This window comes from Pseudoalteromonas shioyasakiensis, assembly GCF_001550135.1.
GTDB lineage: Bacteria > Pseudomonadota > Gammaproteobacteria > Enterobacterales > Alteromonadaceae > Pseudoalteromonas > Pseudoalteromonas shioyasakiensis.
The window spans coordinates 114,204-131,165 of the sequence record NZ_LRUE01000016.1; the positions used below are offsets into that span (position 1 = coordinate 114,204).

The window sequence follows — 16,962 nt, forward strand, 5'->3', positions numbered from 1 at the left end:
CTACCACAATGCCGTATGTGCTGGCGTTAACTTAAATGACGAGTTTTGCTGTGTATCTTGCTGTGTTAGCTTAGCTTCAGCTTTTGTAACTTGTTGGCCTTGACCTGGTTTTACTAAATTGAAAACACGGTCTAAATCTGCAATGAGATCTTTTACGTCTTCAATGCCTACAGAAATACGGATCAACGTATCGCCCACACCAGCTTCAAGGCGCGCTTTAGGCTCCATGCCTGCGTGGGTCATTGTTGCAGGGTGACAAATCAAGCTTTCTACCCCACCTAGCGACTCAGCAAGGCTAAAATCTTTAAGGCTAGTTAAAAACGCTGCTGCATCGTTAATGTCGCCTTTAATATCAAAGCTCACCATGCCACCAAAACCACGTTGCTGTGCTTTAGCAAGCTCATGTTGTGGGTGAGAAGCAAGGCCTGGGTAGTAAACTTGGCTTACATAAGGTGAATTATCTAAATACTCAGCAATGGCAAAGGCATTTTCTTGGTGCTGCTTTAAACGTACATTTAAAGTACGTAAACCACGAAGCGTTAAGTAGCTGTCAAATGGTGCACCAGTAATACCGATATTATTCGCCCACCAAGCAAGTTCATCGCCTAGCTCTTGCGTTGCAGCAATCACTGCACCGCCCACTACATCAGAGTGACCATTGATGTATTTAGTGGTTGAGTGCACAACAATATCAACACCAAACTCAATTGGGTTTTGTAATGCAGGTGATAAGAAGGTGTTGTCAGCCGCAACCAAAGCACCGCACTGCTTAGCAATGCTAGTGATTGCTTTAATATCTGTTAAACGCAAGATTGGGTTACTTGGCGTTTCAATCCAAATCAACTTAGGTTTAATCGCTAAAATTTCTTGGAGATTTTCAGATTTAGTTAAATCCAAAACTTTTAGTTTTAACAGGCCACGTTTTTCAAGCGAGGTGAATAAACGGTAACTACCGCCATAACAGTCATGTGGGATCACTAACGTGTCGTCACTGTTTAATAGCTGAGTTGCTAAATGCACAGCAGACATACCTGTTGCAGTGATAATACCTCTAGCACCACCTTCAAGCTCAGCTAAGGTTTCAGCTAAGATATCGCGATTTGGGTTACCACTGCGACCATAGTCATACTGGCGCTTAGTATCAAAATCAGCAAATGAATAGGTGGTTGATAAGTAAATTGGTGGTACAACCGCACCATGATGTTTATCGGCTTCGATGCCGTGACGAACAGCAATCGTCGCTTTATTTTTTTCGCTCATTTCATCACCTATTCTTAAATTGGATGTTTAGACGTCTAAAAGGTTAGATGATCAAATATGAGAAGTCAAAGCATTTATGGCTTACACATAGAAGTTTATACATTTACACCACTAGATGGCTAAATAACTAGTATTTGACTATCTTTTTTAAAGAGATAGAATTTCCGCATCTTGCGCTGTGAATAAGGCGTAAATCACTGACAACCGAGGCAACGAAACAACTTATGGCTAAATGGAACGGTGAATACATTCACCCATATGCAGAACACGGTAAAAAATCAGAACAAGTAAAAAAGATTACCGTATCGATCCCACTTAACGTATTAAAAGTATTAACTGACGAGCGTACACGCCGCCAGATCAATAACTTGCGTCATGCGACGAATAGTGAGTTATTGTGTGAAGCTTTCTTACATGCTTTTACAGGTCAACCATTACCAAATGATGACGACCTACGTAAAGACAACCCTGAAAAGGTACCTGAAGAAGTTAAAAGAATTATGCAAGAAATGGGATTAGATATCCCAGTGCTTGATTCAGAATAAGTATTTCGGCCATCGGATCACCGCCGATAATCGCAGATATAAAAAAACTCAGCCTAGGCTGAGTTTTTTATTGCGCGATATACCTAATAGCTAATTAAGCTTAACGCATGTAATCTTCTGGCATGTCGATTTGCGCCACACCCGACTCTACTGCTGCTTCAGCAACAGCACGTGCAATACGTGGTAATAAACGCGGATCCATAGGCTTAGGAATGATGTACTCGGCACCAAACTCAAGTGACTCAACGCCAGCTGCTTTTAATACTTCACTTGGTACAGGCTCTTTCGCGATGCCGCGAATAGCATGAACTGCAGCAATTTTCATTTCATCATTAATTGCCGTTGCACGAACATCTAACGCACCACGGAAAATGAATGGGAAACAAAGCACGTTATTTACTTGGTTAGGGAAATCTGAACGACCCGTTGCCATAATTAAATCGTTACGCGCACTGTGTGCAACTTCTGGAGCAATCTCAGGATCTGGGTTTGAGCATGCAAACACGACTGGCTTATCAGCCATCAGCTTAAGATCATCTGCTGTTAACAGGTTAGGACCTGATACACCAACGAATACGTCAGCATCAGCAATAACATCTTGTAATGTACGCTTATCGGTATTGTTAGCAAATAATTGCTTATACTCGTTTAAGTCATCACGACGTGTATGGATCACACCTTTACGGTCAAGCATATAAATGTGTTCACGCAGTGCGCCACACTTAATTAAAAGCTCCATACAAGCCACAGCAGCAGCACCGGCACCTAAACATACGATGATGGCATCTTCGATGTCTTTACCTTGCACTTCAAGGGCGTTAAGCATACCAGCAGCAGTTACAATAGCTGTACCATGTTGGTCATCGTGGAAAACTGGAATATCACAGCGCTCGATAAGTGCTTTTTCGATTTCAAAACACTCAGGCGCTTTAATATCTTCAAGGTTGATACCACCAAACGTATCAGCGATGTTAGCAACCGTATTAATGAAATCTTCTGTTGTGCGGTGTTTAACTTCAATATCAATTGAATCAAGACCAGCAAAACGTTTGAATAGTAACGCTTTACCTTCCATTACAGGTTTTGATGCAAGCGGACCTAAGTTACCTAAACCTAAAATTGCGGTACCGTTTGAAATAACTGCAACCATGTTGCCTTTGCCTGTGTATTTATAGGCATTTGCTGGATCAGCAGCAATTTCACGGACTGGTTCAGCCACACCTGGGCTATAAGCTAAAGCGAGATCGTTAACCGTTTCGGCTGGCTTGGTTAGTTCAACACTAATTTTACCTGGAACGGGGTGAGCGTGGTAATGTAATGCTTGTTCACGAAAATCTGACATAACGCGATAGTATCCTGCAAAAAGTTAAAAAGTGAGAGAGCTTGCATCAGTACGATACCTGTAATGTATAAAAATTCCAAGTATTATCAGGTCTATCCTGTTATATGCTATATCGCTTAATTTTAAAGGATTTCCCAACAATTTCTGTGCATAGTTGCGATTAATCAGACATAAAAATTCACCTATTTATGACCTTTTAAGCACGTGTTTTTGTATTTTATACGCACGTACACTGCAATTAGCCGAAGTTAGCCCAAAACAGCCATTTCAACGAAGTTCACAGCATTTACTCACAAAGTTATTTAAATTTATTATTTCTAATAACTTTTAGATACCAATACGCTTAATTAAGTAGTCTATTTTGAGGCAATGAAACCTTGTTGATAGCAAGGCAAAAATTTCGTTATTTAGTTGTGTTCTAAATCAGAAATTTTTAACGCAGGTAGCGACAGGTTTAATCCCTCAAAATGATTAAGTATTATTGCGGATTGGTATACTCATTTATACAAAAAAGAATATAGCCAAGGGGTGGCACTTTGTCTGCAAAATTAGCGACATAATGGGCATAACAGCCAGAAATAGTTATGCAAGATACATAAGTGAAGATGATAAGTAAGTGGCAGCGTTAATAATGAGTTTTGTGAATTTTAGGCATAAAAAAAGCACCCTAAGGTGCTTTTTTTAACTAAACAGCAGAGATTACTTCTTGCTGCTAAGTGCACCGAAGCGCTTGTTGAAACGATCAACACGGCCGCCAGTGTCTAAAATCTTTTGCTTACCAGTGTAAAACGGGTGACACTCAGAACATACGTCTAAGTGGATGTCTTTACAAAGAGTTGAGCTAGTTTCGAATTTGTTACCACATGAACAAGTTGCAGTGATAGCTTCGTACTTAGGGTGAATACCTTCTTTCATAGGGAACCTCTAGTTAAGGCCGTATCGCTCTCCAAACCCGAAGTCTGGCACCATACGCAGTTAATACAATTAATAGGCCGCGTATTTTATAGCTCAAGTGACCTTGCGACAAGCTTTAAATGCATATTTCGCTAAAAAAATAATCAAGTGGGCTGTTGTTCAGTATTTGTTGGTAGGTTTTTAACAGTAATTTTAGTACATTATCTTTCTATCTTTGTTTCAGTTGAGTTGTTATGCACTTTGTAGAAGTTGCCATAAAAGTCCCTTTACAGCGTACCTTCGATTATAAAGTTGAACAGCTGCTGCATAGCCCTGAGTTAAAGCCTGGTATGCGCGTTCGTGTGCCATTTGGTAGTCAAAAAAAGGTTGCCGTGGTCTTGGCTCTTAAAACGTCAACCGATGTTCCTGCTGACAAAATCAAGTCGATTATTGATGTTATAGACGACACGCCAGTGTTATCTGAACAACATTTAGCGTTACTTAAATTCACAGCACGCTACTACTGTTACCCATTGGGCGAGACTATTCATACGGCACTTCCGGCTGCATTAAGGCAAGGCGAATGCCCAGATAAAACCAGCATTAACATGGTTGAGCTAACCGATAAAGGTGCAAAGCTGCCGTCGCTGAAAGCAAAAACCCAGTTGAGTTTATTAAAACAGCTAGCCGAATCAGGCAAATCATCGGTTACAGAATTAAAAGCACTCGGATTTACCAAAAAAACCATCGACAGTCTGCTTGATAAAGAACTGATCACTCAGTTTATTGAACATGATAACCAATGGCAGCAACGCGCGCCGACTGTTGGTAGCAAGCCGGTGCTTAATAAAGAGCAAGCTGTTGCCTGCACTAGCATTAACCAAGCTCGTGGTTTTACCAGCTTTTTGCTTGAAGGGGTTACCGGAAGTGGTAAAACCGAAGTGTATTTGCAATGCCTAGAAGAAGTACTCAAAAAAGGTCAGCAAGCCTTAGTATTAGTGCCTGAAATTGGCTTAACACCACAAACAGTCAACCGTTTTCGTCGTCGCTTTCCTGATACACCAATTATGCTATGGCATTCAGCCCTAACAGATAACGAACGTTTACAGACCTGGCGTTTTTGTGAAAAAGGCAGCTGCGCCATAGTGATCGGCACACGTTCGAGTATTTTCTTACCCTTTTTATCTCTTGGCATGATCATCGTTGATGAAGAGCACGACAGCTCGTTTAAGCAACAAGATACACTACGCTATCATGCTAGAGACCTAGCCGCTTATAGAGCATACCAGCATAATATTCCGCTCGTTCTAGGTAGTGCCACACCAGCACTTGAGACCTTACATAAAGCAACTAATAACAAATACCAGCTGTTGAGCCTCACTGAACGCGCCCAAACCAGCACCGATAACCAGTTTCAATTAATGGATATGAAAGGCCAGCCTGAGCAGGCGGGGATTGCCCATGCTAGCCTTGCCTATATGCGTCAGCATTTAGAACGTGGCAAGCAAGTGATGGTATTTTTAAACCGTCGTGGTTTTTCGCCTACCCTCATATGCCATGAGTGTGGTTGGCTAAGTGAGTGCTCACGTTGTAGCACCAGTGCAACCTTTCATAAAGCCATTGGCCAGATGATTTGTCACCACTGTGGTGAACAACATCAGGTGCCCCACCAATGCCCTGATTGCGGCAGCACGCAGATTTTTCCAAATGGCAAAGGCACTGAACAAATCGAAGAGTTTTTAACACAAACCTTCCCTGACATTCCGATTAGTCGTATCGACCGAGATTCAACTCGGCGTAAAGGCAGCTTAGAAAAAGCGCTTGATGATATTAACCAAGGCGGTGCGCGCATCTTAGTTGGCACACAAATGTTGGCAAAAGGCCACCATTTTGCCGATGTTAGCCTTGTTTTAATCCTAGATGTCGACAGTGGATTATATTCGTGTGATTTTCGCGCTACAGAGCATTTAGCGCAACTTGTTACGCAAGTGGCAGGCCGTGCAGGTCGCAGTGGTGAACCTGGGCAAGTATTATTGCAAACTCACTTTCCTGAGCACCCGCTACTGCAAGACTTAGTTAATAATGGTTACCAAGATTTTGCCCGTTACGCACTCACAGAGCGAGAAGACGCGCAGCTTCCGCCAATCACAAATATGGCTATGGTTCGTGCCGAAGGACATAACATAAATCAAGTGATGGATTTTTTAACTGATTTGGTTCCTGTCCAGAACGTATCTGGTATACAATTGCTCGGTCCGATACCTGCACCACTGGAACGTGTAGCAGGTAAATATCGCTTTCAGTTACATATTCAGGCGCAGGAACGCTCCCACTTACACCAATATTTAGCGCAAATGGTCGACTATATAAGTACCAGTAAATTAGCGCAAAAGGTGCGTTGGAGCTTAGATGTTGATCCTATAGATATGATTTAAAGGCCAATTAAGAGTCATGGCACAACACGATTACATAAATAAAAAACCAGCAAATCGAAATAATAAAAAACAAGCCCCGGCGAAAAAGCCCTTCCCTATTATTCTTGTTTTAATTGCGCTTATCTTAGTAGGCGGGTTTGGTTACGGCCTATGGTATATCAAACATAATGCTGATCCTGAGTTAGTAGAGCAGCAAGCAAACCCGACTAAAAAAGAAGAAGTAGTTATTCCACCACCTAAGACACCTGAATTTATCAAAGAGATTAAAGAGCACGAAGTTCAGGTTGAAGTAAAAGAGATTGAACAAAAAGGCCCATATGTAATGCAATGCGGCTCTTTTAGAACATTAGAGCAAGCACAAACATTAAAAGCTAAAATCGCTTTTGCCGGCTTAGTGGCCGAAGTTAAGAAAACACAAGGCAGCAATGGTGTTTGGTATAAAGTGCGCTTAGGCCCATACGAAACCAAACGTTTAGCCGAAAGTGACAAGAATAAACTTAAACGCATCAAAATAATGGGCTGCGGAATTTGGCTTTGGACTTGATTTTAGTTCATTCACCCATATAAACACCTCATCAATCGCTTTTTACGAGCGGCCTTGCCGCTCGATGATGAGGAATAATCATGACCACTATTGTAAGTGTACGCCGCGACGACAAGGTCGTTATTGGTGGCGACGGCCAAGTTTCACTTGGTAACACCGTAATGAAGGGCAACGCCCGCAAAGTTCGACGTCTTTATAATGGCAAAGTAATCGCTGGTTTCGCTGGCGGTACTGCTGATGCCTTCACCCTTTTCGAACGATTTGAAAGCAAACTAGAAATGCACCAAGGCAACTTAACCAAAGCTGCCGTAGAAATGGCCAAAGATTGGCGTAGTGATCGTGCACTTAGAAAGCTCGAAGCACTATTAGCAGTTGCAGACGAAACTGCTTCATTAATTATCACAGGTAACGGTGATGTTGTGCAGCCAGAAAACGACCTAATTGCGATTGGCAGTGGTGGTAACTTCGCACAATCAGCAGCCACAGCGCTACTAGAAAACACCGACCTAAGTGCACGTGAAATTGTAGAGAAAAGCCTAACGATTGCAGGCAATATCTGCGTATTCACGAATAATTTCCAAACTATTGAAGAATTGTAATAGGAACTGCCATGTCTGAGATGACGCCAAGAGAAATCGTTCACGAGCTTGATCAACATATTATTGGCCAAGCTAAAGCTAAAAAAGCAGTTTCAATCGCGCTACGTAACCGCTGGCGCCGTATGCAACTGAGCGATGATTTACGCGCAGAAGTAACGCCTAAAAACATTTTAATGATTGGTCCAACTGGTGTGGGTAAAACTGAAATTGCACGCCGCTTAGCTAAACTTGCTAATGCGCCTTTCATTAAAGTTGAAGCAACAAAGTTCACCGAAGTGGGCTATGTTGGTAAAGAAGTAGAAACGATCATCCGCGATTTAGTTGATATCTCAATTAAAATGACGCGTGAACAGCAAACCAAAAAATTCAAACATCGCGCTGAAGAAGCGGCAGAAGAGCGTATTTTAGATGCTCTTTTACCACCAGCACGCGATACCTTTGGTGAGTCAAAAACAGAAGAGAACTCTTCTACTCGTCAATCTTTCCGTAAAAAATTACGAGAAGGTCAGTTAGACGATAAAGAAATTGATATCGATGTTGCACAAGCTCAGCCAAATGTTGAGATCATGGCTCCTCCTGGTATGGAAGAAATGACCAACCAGCTTCAGAGCATGTTCCAAAACATGGGTGGCGATAAGCGCAGCAAGCGTAAGCTAAAAATCAAAGAAGCGTTTAAGCTATTGGTTGAAGAAGAAGCAGCAAAACTTGTTAACCCTGAAGAGTTAAAAGAGCAAGCTATCTTCGCAGTAGAGCAAAACGGTATCGTGTTTATCGATGAGATCGATAAAATCTGTAAACGTGGTGAAGCATCAGGCCCAGATGTTAGCCGTGAAGGTGTACAGCGCGACTTACTTCCTCTAATCGAAGGTTCAACAGTAAGCACTAAACATGGCATGGTTAAAACTGACCACATGTTATTTATCGCATCTGGCGCATTCCAAATGTCTAAACCATCAGACATGATCCCAGAGCTACAAGGTCGTTTACCAATTCGCGTTGAGCTTGAAGCACTAAGTGCTGATGACTTTAAACGTATCTTAACTGAGCCTCATGCTTCATTAACTGAGCAACAACGTGAGCTGTTAAAAACAGAGCAAGTTGACGTTGAGTTTACTGATGATGCCATTGAACGTATCGCGAAAGCGGCTTGGCAAGTAAATGAGAAAACCGAAAACATCGGTGCCCGTCGCTTGCACACAGTGATGGAAAAACTAATGGAAGAAATTTCATTTGATGCCTCAGAAAAAGCAGGTTCAACACTAACAATTGATGCCAATTACGTTGAGCAGCATTTAGGTGCACTCGTTGAAGATGAAGACTTAAGTCGCTTCATTCTTTAATCAACAAATTAGCGTTATAATCTAAAGCCTCCTGTTGGAGGCTTTTTAGTTTTTATAAGGTAAGGCTCACATGAAAGAAGTCACTAGAGTGCATTATCACAGCGTTAGCAAAGTATTAGATGTTCATTTTGATGATCAGACTATTGCTCAATTTAGTGCTGAATTTTTGCGTGTTCACTCACCGTCTGCTGAAGTGCAAGGTCATGGCAATGAACCTATGAAACTCGTACTTGGTAAGCAACACGTAGGAATTAGCAAGATTGAGCCGGTTGGTCATTATGCAATTCGATTAGTGTTTAGCGATAATCATAATAGTGGCTTATTCAGCTGGCACTATTTAAGTGAGCTGCAAGCTAACCATGATGAGCTTTGGCAGCAATACCAAACAAGAGTCTCAGAGCACGAAGCAAGCAAAGACAGCGTGCCTATTAAGTTTGTGCCTTAATACCAACCCACAATAATACTTAATCATTTTGAGGGATTAAACCTGTCGCTAACTGCGTTAAAAATTTCTCATTTACGACTGCATGGATGCAGAAGGTAGAGCAATGCAGGAGCAATTGCCGAGCACAACTAAATAACGAAATTTTTGCCTTGTTATCAACGAGGTTTTATTGCCTCAAAATAGACTACTTAATTAAGCGGATTGGTATTAAAATCTTGTCGCGGTATACACCCCCAAACAACAAAAAAGCGCGATGACGACACCGTCACCGCGCTTTTGTTTTTCATCAGACTAATTCTTAAACTTTAAACTTATCGATTGCCTGGTAGAGCACACGTGCTTGCTCAGACACCTCTTCGCTGGTTTGCGCATTAGTCGCCGCATGGCCCGATGCTTCTTGGGCGATATCACGAATACGTACCACGTTTTTATTCACCTCAGAAGCCACTTGGCTTTGCTCATCAATTGCGGTGGCAATGTGAGTACTCATATCCATAATGGTTTGTACATCTTCGGTGATTGAGCGAAGTAACTCACCGGCTTTACTTGCCTGTGCTGCACTTTCACCACCTTGCGTACGACATTGCTGCATAATGCTCACCACTTCTTGCGTACGCCCTTGCAAGGTCGAAATAATACTCTCGATCTCTTGCGTTGAATCTTGGGTACGCTGCGCAAGTGAGCGAACTTCATCTGCTACTACCGCAAAGCCACGACCTTGCTCACCAGCACGTGCTGCTTCAATAGCCGCATTGAGTGCCAGTAAGTTTGTTTGCTCAGCAATGCCACGAATAACATCAAGGACAGAGCCAATGGTTTCAGCGTCTTTTTCTAACTGCGACACCACGCTTGACGCATTACCGAGTGAATCTGATAAGTGATTAATTTGTACCACCGTCGATTCAACCTCAGAACGACCTTGCTGCGCACTTAAGTTAGTTGACTCAGCTTTTTTCGCTGCGGCTTCTGTGTTGTGTGAAATATCTTGAATCGTCGCCTGCATTTCAGTGGCAGCTGTAGCAACCATATCTGCTTCGTGAAGCTGCTCTTGCATACCTGAGCTTGTTGCTGCTGTCGTTTCTGATAAATGCTCAGTTGCCACGTTAAGGGTACTTAGCGCGGTATTAACTTCATAAATTAGCTTTTTGAAATCACTGATCAAGCTATTAAAATCAACCGTCATTGTGGTGATTTCATCTTTACCCGATTGAGTAATCGACATGCTTAAGTCGTTATTACGACGAATTTCGTTAATCGTATGGTACACACGTTCGATAGGCTGAATAATTGAGCGGCTAGTAAAGTAAACTAATAGCATCACTAAAATGCTCGCAATAATAAATACAAGAATGGCAATCAACTGCGCACTAGCAGCACTCGATTCTACAAACGCTTTTGTTTGATCTGTAAGCTCTGTAACAATAGCATCACTAAGCTCAACACTGCGTTTCATCTCACCGAGCGCCCCTGATTCTAAATCAAGGCCTAAGGCAACTTGTGCATCAACTAAGGCTTTAAATTTACTTTGATAAGTCGCAAGCAAACTAAGTAACTGGTTTTCATAATTTGTATCGAACCCAGCGCTTTTAATCTCTGATCTAAAACTAGCAACTAAATCATCAAACTTGCCCATATACTTTAAATCAAAGCGCAGCATAAAGTCTTTTTCTGCACGGCGAAGCTGTAGCATTAAAGTGAGTAACTTATAGTTTTCGCGCTCGCTTAATAATGTTTCTACTTGATGCACCGCACCACGTAAATCACCATAAAGAGCATCTTTAGGGTGTAAACCTATTTTCTTTTGTAGTACCACAACCTCATTGAAGTCATCGTAATAAGTTTTCGCAAGGCGTCTAAATTCATTTAGCTTAGATGAGTCCATCGACAAATCTTTCACTAACTCGTCTAGTCGCGCCATTTTATTTTTTAGCTGCGAATACTCTTTTTCAAAAAGCTCAAGGCTATCGACATCTTTGTAAAACAAAAAGTTTTTTTCATGTTTACGCATCGCAAGTTCATGAATGTCGAGCTCCTCCGCATTTTGAATTGTTTCGTTGAGCTTTAGCATCATGCGCGACTCAAAGATAATTACACACAGCATCACAATCATTGCAAGACCAACAACGAGCGCGTTTAACTGTAAACGACGCTTAATAGTTAAGTTTTGTAATACATTCATTCAAAGTGCCTTATAGAAACATGCATTTAAAGTATAGCTAAACTATTTAAAGCAGCTAATAAAAAGTGGTTAAACTTGCCGCGCATTTTCCAATATAAGGTACTTTTAAACAATCAGTTTTTCTTCTAAATCAACCTGTTGCCATAGGTGTTTATGCAATTTATCCAGCTTTTCCCATTGTTTTTTTTGCAACCAATCAACCAAAGGTGCTGGATCACTCGGAAAATTCAGTTTTTTGTTCTGTGGCGATTGCAACCAATCATCCATCGCATTGGGGTTTAAATAGCTCATCACATGGGCTGCTCCCATCGACAATAGCGTCTGTGCATTAATCCCCTGCTCAAATTGTTTTCCAAGTGGTTTTAGCAATAGCTTTTTACCTAATTGTAACGCTTCACTTGCAAGTTCAAATCCGGCGTTGCCAATTACACCACCAGCATTAGCGAGATCATTTAAAAAGCCAACGCGTGAAGGCGCTCGCAAGTGAATATTTCCGATTGAACAGTCCTGGGCATCTGGGTGATAACAGTAAAACTCACGCTCAGGAAAGTCTTTAAGGTAGTCGACCACACTGTCTAAATTCTCAAAAGGTAGATACACCAACACCTTATTTTCGACCATCACCGGGTTATCATGATGATGATTTGCAATAAATGGCGGAATGATGTTTTCTGCATAAGGCTGCCAATGCACCCCTAAATAAACACTCGCTGGCGCATAGTTACGGATCAGGGCACGACGAAAGAAAGCTCGGCCAAACATCGGCACTTTATCAGATAAAAACGCCGCTTGATGGCTCATACCAATAACAGGGATACCTTGCTGTTTAGCAGCCCATGCGGTAATCGGCTCAAAGTCATTAAACACCAAGTCATAGTGACGTAAATCAAGATTTTTTATATCTTTTATAAGCTGCAACGGGCGCGCATTTTTCAACGTTTTAAAGCTATCAACTTGCCCCGATTTGCTGGTAAACGACAAACCTCGAAAAGCTCGGTAATCAGCAAAATCGTCCATATCAAAGTAGTCTTGCTCTTTACGACCCGAAAACACATAGTCAACATCGACTCCTAATGCTTTAAAGGTCGTTGCCATTACTCGTGCTCGAGTAATATGGCCATTACCCGTACCTTGAATACCGTACAAAATTCTCATATAGATCCCACCACCATTACAGCTAATACTGCACAACTTGACCCCATCACTGCGCCAATCACCACATCAGCAGGGTAATGCACACCAATAATCACTCTAGATGCCGCCACCCCTGATGCCCACATCAGCCACAGCACAGCAAATTCAGGAAAATAGATAGTCAAAATCGTCGCCACCACAAATGCCCCAGCACTATGCCCCGACGGTAAGCTAAATTGGTCGCTCGGCACCAAATACGCGCCTTGCACTAAGCAGTCGCAGGGTCTAACCCGCGCGATACGCTTTTTAGCTAAAAAGTAAATAGGTCGCTCAATGGCAAAGCCCACCAATATACTCATCGCCAGTTGTTGAAAGTGCAGCTGCTCGGTGAACCACCAAAACCCAAGAAACAACACCACGTAAAGTCCGCCATCGCCGCTTTTAGATAACCCAAGCGCTGATCTTCTGAGCCAAACTGGCGAAGCGTCGTTAAACACGCTTAAAAACAGCTGTTCATCCACTTTAGCCAATTTAGTAAGTATGTTGTTTGCCATGGTGAGCTCCTTGTCATACTTTGCGTCTAATTTTTATACTCATCTCAGCTTAGGCGCTAAAAATAACAATTAGGTGACGCTTTTGAGACACTAATGTTGCGATGGCGAAATTCCTTTGATTTAAACCAATAATCCGCTATTAAGTCGTTGTTATTGAGTTGTATCAGGGTATACTGAGTACTAAACAGACAGTCTCTTTAGAGGATGAAAAAATGGATTACAGCACTTCTGATTTATGCGACCACTTTGCAGATGTGGTTGATGTGCTCGAACCAATGTTTATCAATTTTGGTGGACGCCCAAGCTTTAGTGGTCGAGTAAAAACCGTTAAATGCTTTGAAAATAACGAGCTGATCCGCGAAATTTTATCAACCGATGGCACTGACAGCGTGTTATTGATTGATGGTGGTGGTTCTACCCGACGCGCCCTTATTGATATAGAGCTGGCTGAAATCGCATTAGAAAACAACTGGCAAGGCATTATCGTTTACGGTGCAATTCGCCATGTTGATGAACTTGAAGAGCTAGACTTAGGCATTCAAGCAATTGCCTCTATTCCTGTTGCTGCCGATAGTGAAGGCGCAGGTGAGGACGGCATTGGCGTTAACTTCGCAGGCGTTTCTTTCTTTGATGACGACTTTGTTTACGCTGATAGCACCGGTATTATATTATCTGCTGAAGAATTAGAGTTAGAAATAATAGAAGACTAATCTCGGTGACAAACTACCTTAAAATTTATGATGAAGCGGCGGTAAAGCACTTATGTGTCCGCCGCGCTAACGAACTTAAAGCTTGGCAAGCCCTTGCCCTTCTCGACACTCAAGTTAACGCTCCACAAGCACTCATCGATGCAAAACACTTCGGTATTCGCTATGTTTTAGTTGGCGTATGTGAAGATATTGGCCCTCGCGCTAACTTAGGTAACGGTGGCTCAGGACAAGCGTGGCAAGCATTTTTAAAGCGCTTTTTAAACCAAACGCATAACCAGTTTTTAAACCACGAACGTGTGTTGCTACTCGGCGAAGTTGCCCTTGATGACTTAAACCAACAAGCTGCTGACCTTGATAATAAAAACGACGCCGACTTAGCCAAACTACGTGAATTATGCGCTGATATAGACACCCGCGTTGAGCAAGTGCTTGCAATGATTTTTGCAGCTGGCCTTGAGCCAATTGTAATAGGTGGCGGCCATAACAACTGCTTAGGTATTTTACGCGCCCTTAGTAAGCAACATGGTAAACCAGTCAACGCTATCAACTTAGACCCTCATGCTGACTTCAGAGAGTGTGAAGGCCGTCATAGCGGTAATGGTTTTAGATATGCGTACAGTGAAAACCACCTTGCTGACTACCATGTGATGGGTTTACACGAATTTAAAAATAACCAAGCGATTATGGATGCCCTGACAAGCGCAAACTTCACGTTTGATAGTTACCAAGATATTCAAGTACGTCGTAAAGTCGATTTATCTTCGGCATGTAAACACGCATTAGCGCAGTTTGATAATGCACCGCTTGGAGTCGAAGTCGACCTAGACAGCATCTCACTAATGCCGGTTAGTGCATACACCAACTGTGGCTTTAGTGTAAGTGATGCAGAACATTTTGTGCATTTAGCAGCTAGCCAAACAACTGCTCGCTATCTTCATTTATGCGAAGGCGCCCCGTCACAACACCCAGTTGGTTTAGAAGCAGGTATGAACGACGCAGGCCAAATAATCACCGCCCTTGTGAATGCGTATTTGCAGGCGAGAGAGGCAAGTTAGAAAGAAGCGATGTAACGACTGATTTTTGGGGAAGTCGGGTCGAACGAGCGATACTCAACACATGGAAGCGATCATCTCTCAGCCTTCAGCTGTCAGACGCGCGAAACAAGTTTCACGCCTACCTGTACGACCCTTAAATTGGCAGCAAGATTCGAGATAAAACGCGATGTAACGAGTCAAACTGCTCTCTAACTTTCAATCTGATAGCTGACGGCTGACGGCTGACGGCTTTAACTTACCCCTGATGCTCTAACCGCCACTGTTTTAACCACGACATCATGCCTACGCTGCTAAGCGGGTAATTAAAGTAATAACCCTGAGCGGCGTAGGTGTTCAACGACTTAACAAATTTAAGTTGCTCTAGGGTTTCTACCCCTTCACAAATCACCTTGGCATTATTTTGATTATGCATATCCACCATGCCAGAGACTAGGCTACGAACTTGGCTTTGATGGGCAAAATCAGCGGTCAACGATGCTGCTACTTTAATATACTCAACATTAAGATTAGGCAACTTAGCAAGCCAAATTGGCGTGTCACCAAAGCCATCAATACATAGTTTAATACCAATGCTATTTAGCCTTGCGACCATGGCTTTACCTTGGTCGTCTAGGCTCATAAATAGATCGAGCGGGCATTCAATGATTAAATCGCCCGGCTCTAAGCGGTGTTCAGTCATAATGCGGTCAACAAATTCAATGAACTCTTCATGCAGCATTTCTGGGCCAAACACGTTAATACTGAGTGGTAGTTCAATGCCTTCCATACGCAATGCCATAGCAAGCTCAGCAGCACGTTCAATAACATACGCTGCCACAGGGTAACTTAAGCCAGCGACACGAATATCATCAATGAACTTGTTAGCCGAAAGAATGCCTTGCTTAGGATGCTGCCAACGTAGCAGCAATTCTAAAAACTCAATTTGCTCGTCGCTATTACGAATAACTGGCTGAAAATAAAGCTCAAGTTCGCTGGAAAAATCTAAGTGAGCTAATTCGCGTAGACGTGCTTGTTGCTCTAGTTGCTCAATCATCATTTGTGGGTGATAAGGCACAATTTCTCGCTCAGGGTTTGAATCAAGGGCAAGGTTGGCAAATGAAATTAAGTTCTCGAAGCTGTATTCTGGTTCGTCACAGTTCACGTAACTGGCGCGCACTTTAACTTCAATTGTACAATTAGCAACGTTGAATGGCTTTAATGTGACTTGCCTAATTTGACTGATCAGCTGCTCATGAAGATGTTTTTGCTCTTCGAGTGAGCAAATAAACGCAAAGTTTAAGCCCCCCAAATGCGCTAATTTTTCAGCATGTGCGGTGTTACCTGTCATACTCAGCACAGCATCAACACTGAGCTGCTGTTTAATACGTGTGGCCGATTGCGCTAATAATAAATCACCAAAGTCACGACCAATATGCTGGTTAACATCGTTAAAGCCTTCAAGGCGGATCATCACTAATGCACAGTTTGCTGAGTGCTCTTCAGTCCATGCAACAAAGCTATTTCTAAGTGCATTACGGTCTGGTAAACCAGTCAGTGGAGCAGCATCTAAGTCATCGTTATGGAGCGGTTCAACTTCAACCTGCTCATCTTCTTCGGGCTCTTCGTAATTAAAAAAGCCTGAAATAGATAAAATAACTACCGAGAAAACAAGCCAATATAAGGCTGTGTCGAGTAATAGGTGGGCAGAGTATAAAACCGCGAACGAAATTGCGGCAGAGACACTCAATATTATGGCAAGCCAATTAGTGGTGCGAAATGCTTGCCATAAATGAAAACATAAAGCTAAAGCAAGTAAGATAACCAGCCATGGTAATCCTAAGCTTAAAATAGCTAAACCTAGTACGCCATTAACGACTAGGCTTAGTCTTAAAATAGGGTTTTGGGTTACGCATAGGGCACAGATCATTGCCATAAAAACGCTACCAG

Annotated in this window: 15 protein-coding genes; 8 read left to right on the forward strand and 7 right to left on the reverse strand. The window is 42.4% G+C overall.

All coding sequences use genetic code 11. The annotated features are described in order from the left end of the window. Positions 1-1,260 (reverse strand): cystathionine gamma-synthase, encoded by a 1,260-nt coding sequence (gene metB / locus PASHI_RS13390; RefSeq protein WP_062566004.1) that lies wholly within the window; start codon positions 1,258-1,260, stop codon positions 1-3. A gap of 224 nt (positions 1,261-1,484) precedes the next feature. On the opposite strand from metB, the gene metJ reads away from it, so the two are divergent. Next, positions 1,485-1,805 (forward strand): met regulon transcriptional regulator MetJ, encoded by a 321-nt coding sequence (gene metJ, locus PASHI_RS13395; RefSeq protein WP_036973203.1) that lies wholly within the window; start codon positions 1,485-1,487, stop codon positions 1,803-1,805. Between the two features lie 100 nt (positions 1,806-1,905). On the opposite strand, the gene PASHI_RS13400 is transcribed toward metJ, so the two are convergent. Continuing rightward, positions 1,906-3,147, reverse strand: coding sequence for a malic enzyme-like NAD(P)-binding protein (locus tag PASHI_RS13400; RefSeq protein ID WP_054552813.1), 1,242 nt, complete (start codon positions 3,145-3,147; stop codon positions 1,906-1,908). A gap of 699 nt (positions 3,148-3,846) precedes the next feature. Next, positions 3,847-4,062 (reverse strand): 50S ribosomal protein L31, encoded by a 216-nt coding sequence (gene rpmE, locus PASHI_RS13405; RefSeq protein WP_036973208.1) that lies wholly within the window; start codon positions 4,060-4,062, stop codon positions 3,847-3,849. Positions 4,063-4,295: 233 nt separating this feature from the next. Here rpmE and priA point away from each other — a divergent pair, with 233 nt between their 5' ends. The 5 genes from priA to PASHI_RS13430 all read left to right on the forward strand — a co-directional run bounded on the left by priA (position 4,296) and on the right by PASHI_RS13430 (position 9,404). After that, positions 4,296-6,476 carry a primosomal protein N' gene (priA, locus tag PASHI_RS13410; protein ID WP_062566005.1) on the forward strand — a complete coding sequence of 727 codons (2,181 nt, stop codon included), beginning with the start codon at positions 4,296-4,298 and terminating at the stop codon, positions 6,474-6,476. Between the two features lie 16 nt (positions 6,477-6,492). After that, positions 6,493-7,020 carry an SPOR domain-containing protein gene (locus PASHI_RS13415; RefSeq protein WP_054563328.1) on the forward strand — a complete coding sequence of 176 codons (528 nt, stop codon included), beginning with the start codon at positions 6,493-6,495 and terminating at the stop codon, positions 7,018-7,020. Positions 7,021-7,100: 80 nt separating this feature from the next. After that, the gene (gene hslV / locus PASHI_RS13420) at positions 7,101-7,619 is read left to right on the forward strand and encodes an ATP-dependent protease subunit HslV (RefSeq protein ID WP_008115012.1); all 519 of its coding nucleotides are present in this window, start codon (positions 7,101-7,103) and stop codon (positions 7,617-7,619) included. 11 nt (positions 7,620-7,630) lie between these two features. Continuing rightward, entirely contained in the window at positions 7,631-8,959 is a 1,329-nt protein-coding gene (hslU, locus tag PASHI_RS13425; RefSeq protein WP_062566006.1) for an HslU--HslV peptidase ATPase subunit, read from the forward strand. 70 nt (positions 8,960-9,029) lie between these two features. After that, entirely contained in the window at positions 9,030-9,404 is a 375-nt protein-coding gene (locus tag PASHI_RS13430) for a gamma-butyrobetaine hydroxylase family protein (protein ID WP_062566007.1), read from the forward strand. A gap of 298 nt (positions 9,405-9,702) precedes the next feature. Here the strand turns inward: PASHI_RS13430 and PASHI_RS13435 are convergent, their stop codons facing one another. The 3 genes from PASHI_RS13435 to PASHI_RS13445 all read right to left on the reverse strand — a co-directional run bounded on the left by PASHI_RS13435 (position 9,703) and on the right by PASHI_RS13445 (position 13,271). Beyond that, complete coding sequence (locus PASHI_RS13435; RefSeq protein ID WP_062566008.1) at positions 9,703-11,583, reverse strand: methyl-accepting chemotaxis protein; 1,881 nt, start codon at positions 11,581-11,583, stop codon at positions 9,703-9,705. A gap of 105 nt (positions 11,584-11,688) precedes the next feature. After that, positions 11,689-12,738, reverse strand: a complete 1,050-nt coding sequence (locus PASHI_RS13440) for an MJ1255/VC2487 family glycosyltransferase (RefSeq protein ID WP_062566009.1) — start codon at positions 12,736-12,738, stop codon at positions 11,689-11,691. Next, positions 12,735-13,271 carry a phosphatase PAP2 family protein gene (locus PASHI_RS13445; protein ID WP_062566010.1) on the reverse strand — a complete coding sequence of 179 codons (537 nt, stop codon included), beginning with the start codon at positions 13,269-13,271 and terminating at the stop codon, positions 12,735-12,737. The genes PASHI_RS13440 and PASHI_RS13445 overlap by 4 nt, the downstream gene beginning before the upstream one ends. A gap of 212 nt (positions 13,272-13,483) precedes the next feature. Here PASHI_RS13445 and rraA point away from each other — a divergent pair, with 212 nt between their 5' ends. Then, positions 13,484-13,981, forward strand: coding sequence for a ribonuclease E activity regulator RraA (gene rraA, locus PASHI_RS13450; protein ID WP_054552822.1), 498 nt, complete (start codon positions 13,484-13,486; stop codon positions 13,979-13,981). Between the two features lie 5 nt (positions 13,982-13,986). Then, on the forward strand, positions 13,987-15,036 hold the full coding sequence (locus PASHI_RS13455; RefSeq protein WP_062566011.1) for a formimidoylglutamase: 1,050 nt from the start codon (positions 13,987-13,989) through the stop codon (positions 15,034-15,036). 235 nt (positions 15,037-15,271) lie between these two features. Here the strand turns inward: PASHI_RS13455 and PASHI_RS13460 are convergent, their stop codons facing one another. Next, entirely contained in the window at positions 15,272-16,948 is a 1,677-nt protein-coding gene (locus tag PASHI_RS13460) for a GGDEF domain-containing phosphodiesterase (RefSeq protein WP_062566071.1), read from the reverse strand. Positions 16,949-16,962: the final 14 nt, after the last annotated feature.

Coding starts and splice junctions, on each gene's coding strand:
- metB (WP_062566004.1), bottom strand. CDS start 1,260: ATGAGCGAAAAAAATAAAGCGACGATTGCTGTTCGTCACGGCATCGAA.
- metJ (WP_036973203.1), top strand. CDS start 1,485: ATGGCTAAATGGAACGGTGAATACATTCACCCATATGCAGAACACGGT.
- PASHI_RS13400 (WP_054552813.1), bottom strand. CDS start 3,147: ATGTCAGATTTTCGTGAACAAGCATTACATTACCACGCTCACCCCGTT.
- rpmE (WP_036973208.1), bottom strand. CDS start 4,062: ATGAAAGAAGGTATTCACCCTAAGTACGAAGCTATCACTGCAACTTGT.
- priA (WP_062566005.1), top strand. CDS start 4,296: ATGCACTTTGTAGAAGTTGCCATAAAAGTCCCTTTACAGCGTACCTTC.
- PASHI_RS13415 (WP_054563328.1), top strand. CDS start 6,493: ATGGCACAACACGATTACATAAATAAAAAACCAGCAAATCGAAATAAT.
- hslV (WP_008115012.1), top strand. CDS start 7,101: ATGACCACTATTGTAAGTGTACGCCGCGACGACAAGGTCGTTATTGGT.
- hslU (WP_062566006.1), top strand. CDS start 7,631: ATGTCTGAGATGACGCCAAGAGAAATCGTTCACGAGCTTGATCAACAT.
- PASHI_RS13430 (WP_062566007.1), top strand. CDS start 9,030: ATGAAAGAAGTCACTAGAGTGCATTATCACAGCGTTAGCAAAGTATTA.
- PASHI_RS13435 (WP_062566008.1), bottom strand. CDS start 11,583: ATGAATGTATTACAAAACTTAACTATTAAGCGTCGTTTACAGTTAAAC.
- PASHI_RS13440 (WP_062566009.1), bottom strand. CDS start 12,738: ATGAGAATTTTGTACGGTATTCAAGGTACGGGTAATGGCCATATTACT.
- PASHI_RS13445 (WP_062566010.1), bottom strand. CDS start 13,271: ATGGCAAACAACATACTTACTAAATTGGCTAAAGTGGATGAACAGCTG.
- rraA (WP_054552822.1), top strand. CDS start 13,484: ATGGATTACAGCACTTCTGATTTATGCGACCACTTTGCAGATGTGGTT.
- PASHI_RS13460 (WP_062566071.1), bottom strand. CDS start 16,948: ATGGCAATGATCTGTGCCCTATGCGTAACCCAAAACCCTATTTTAAGA.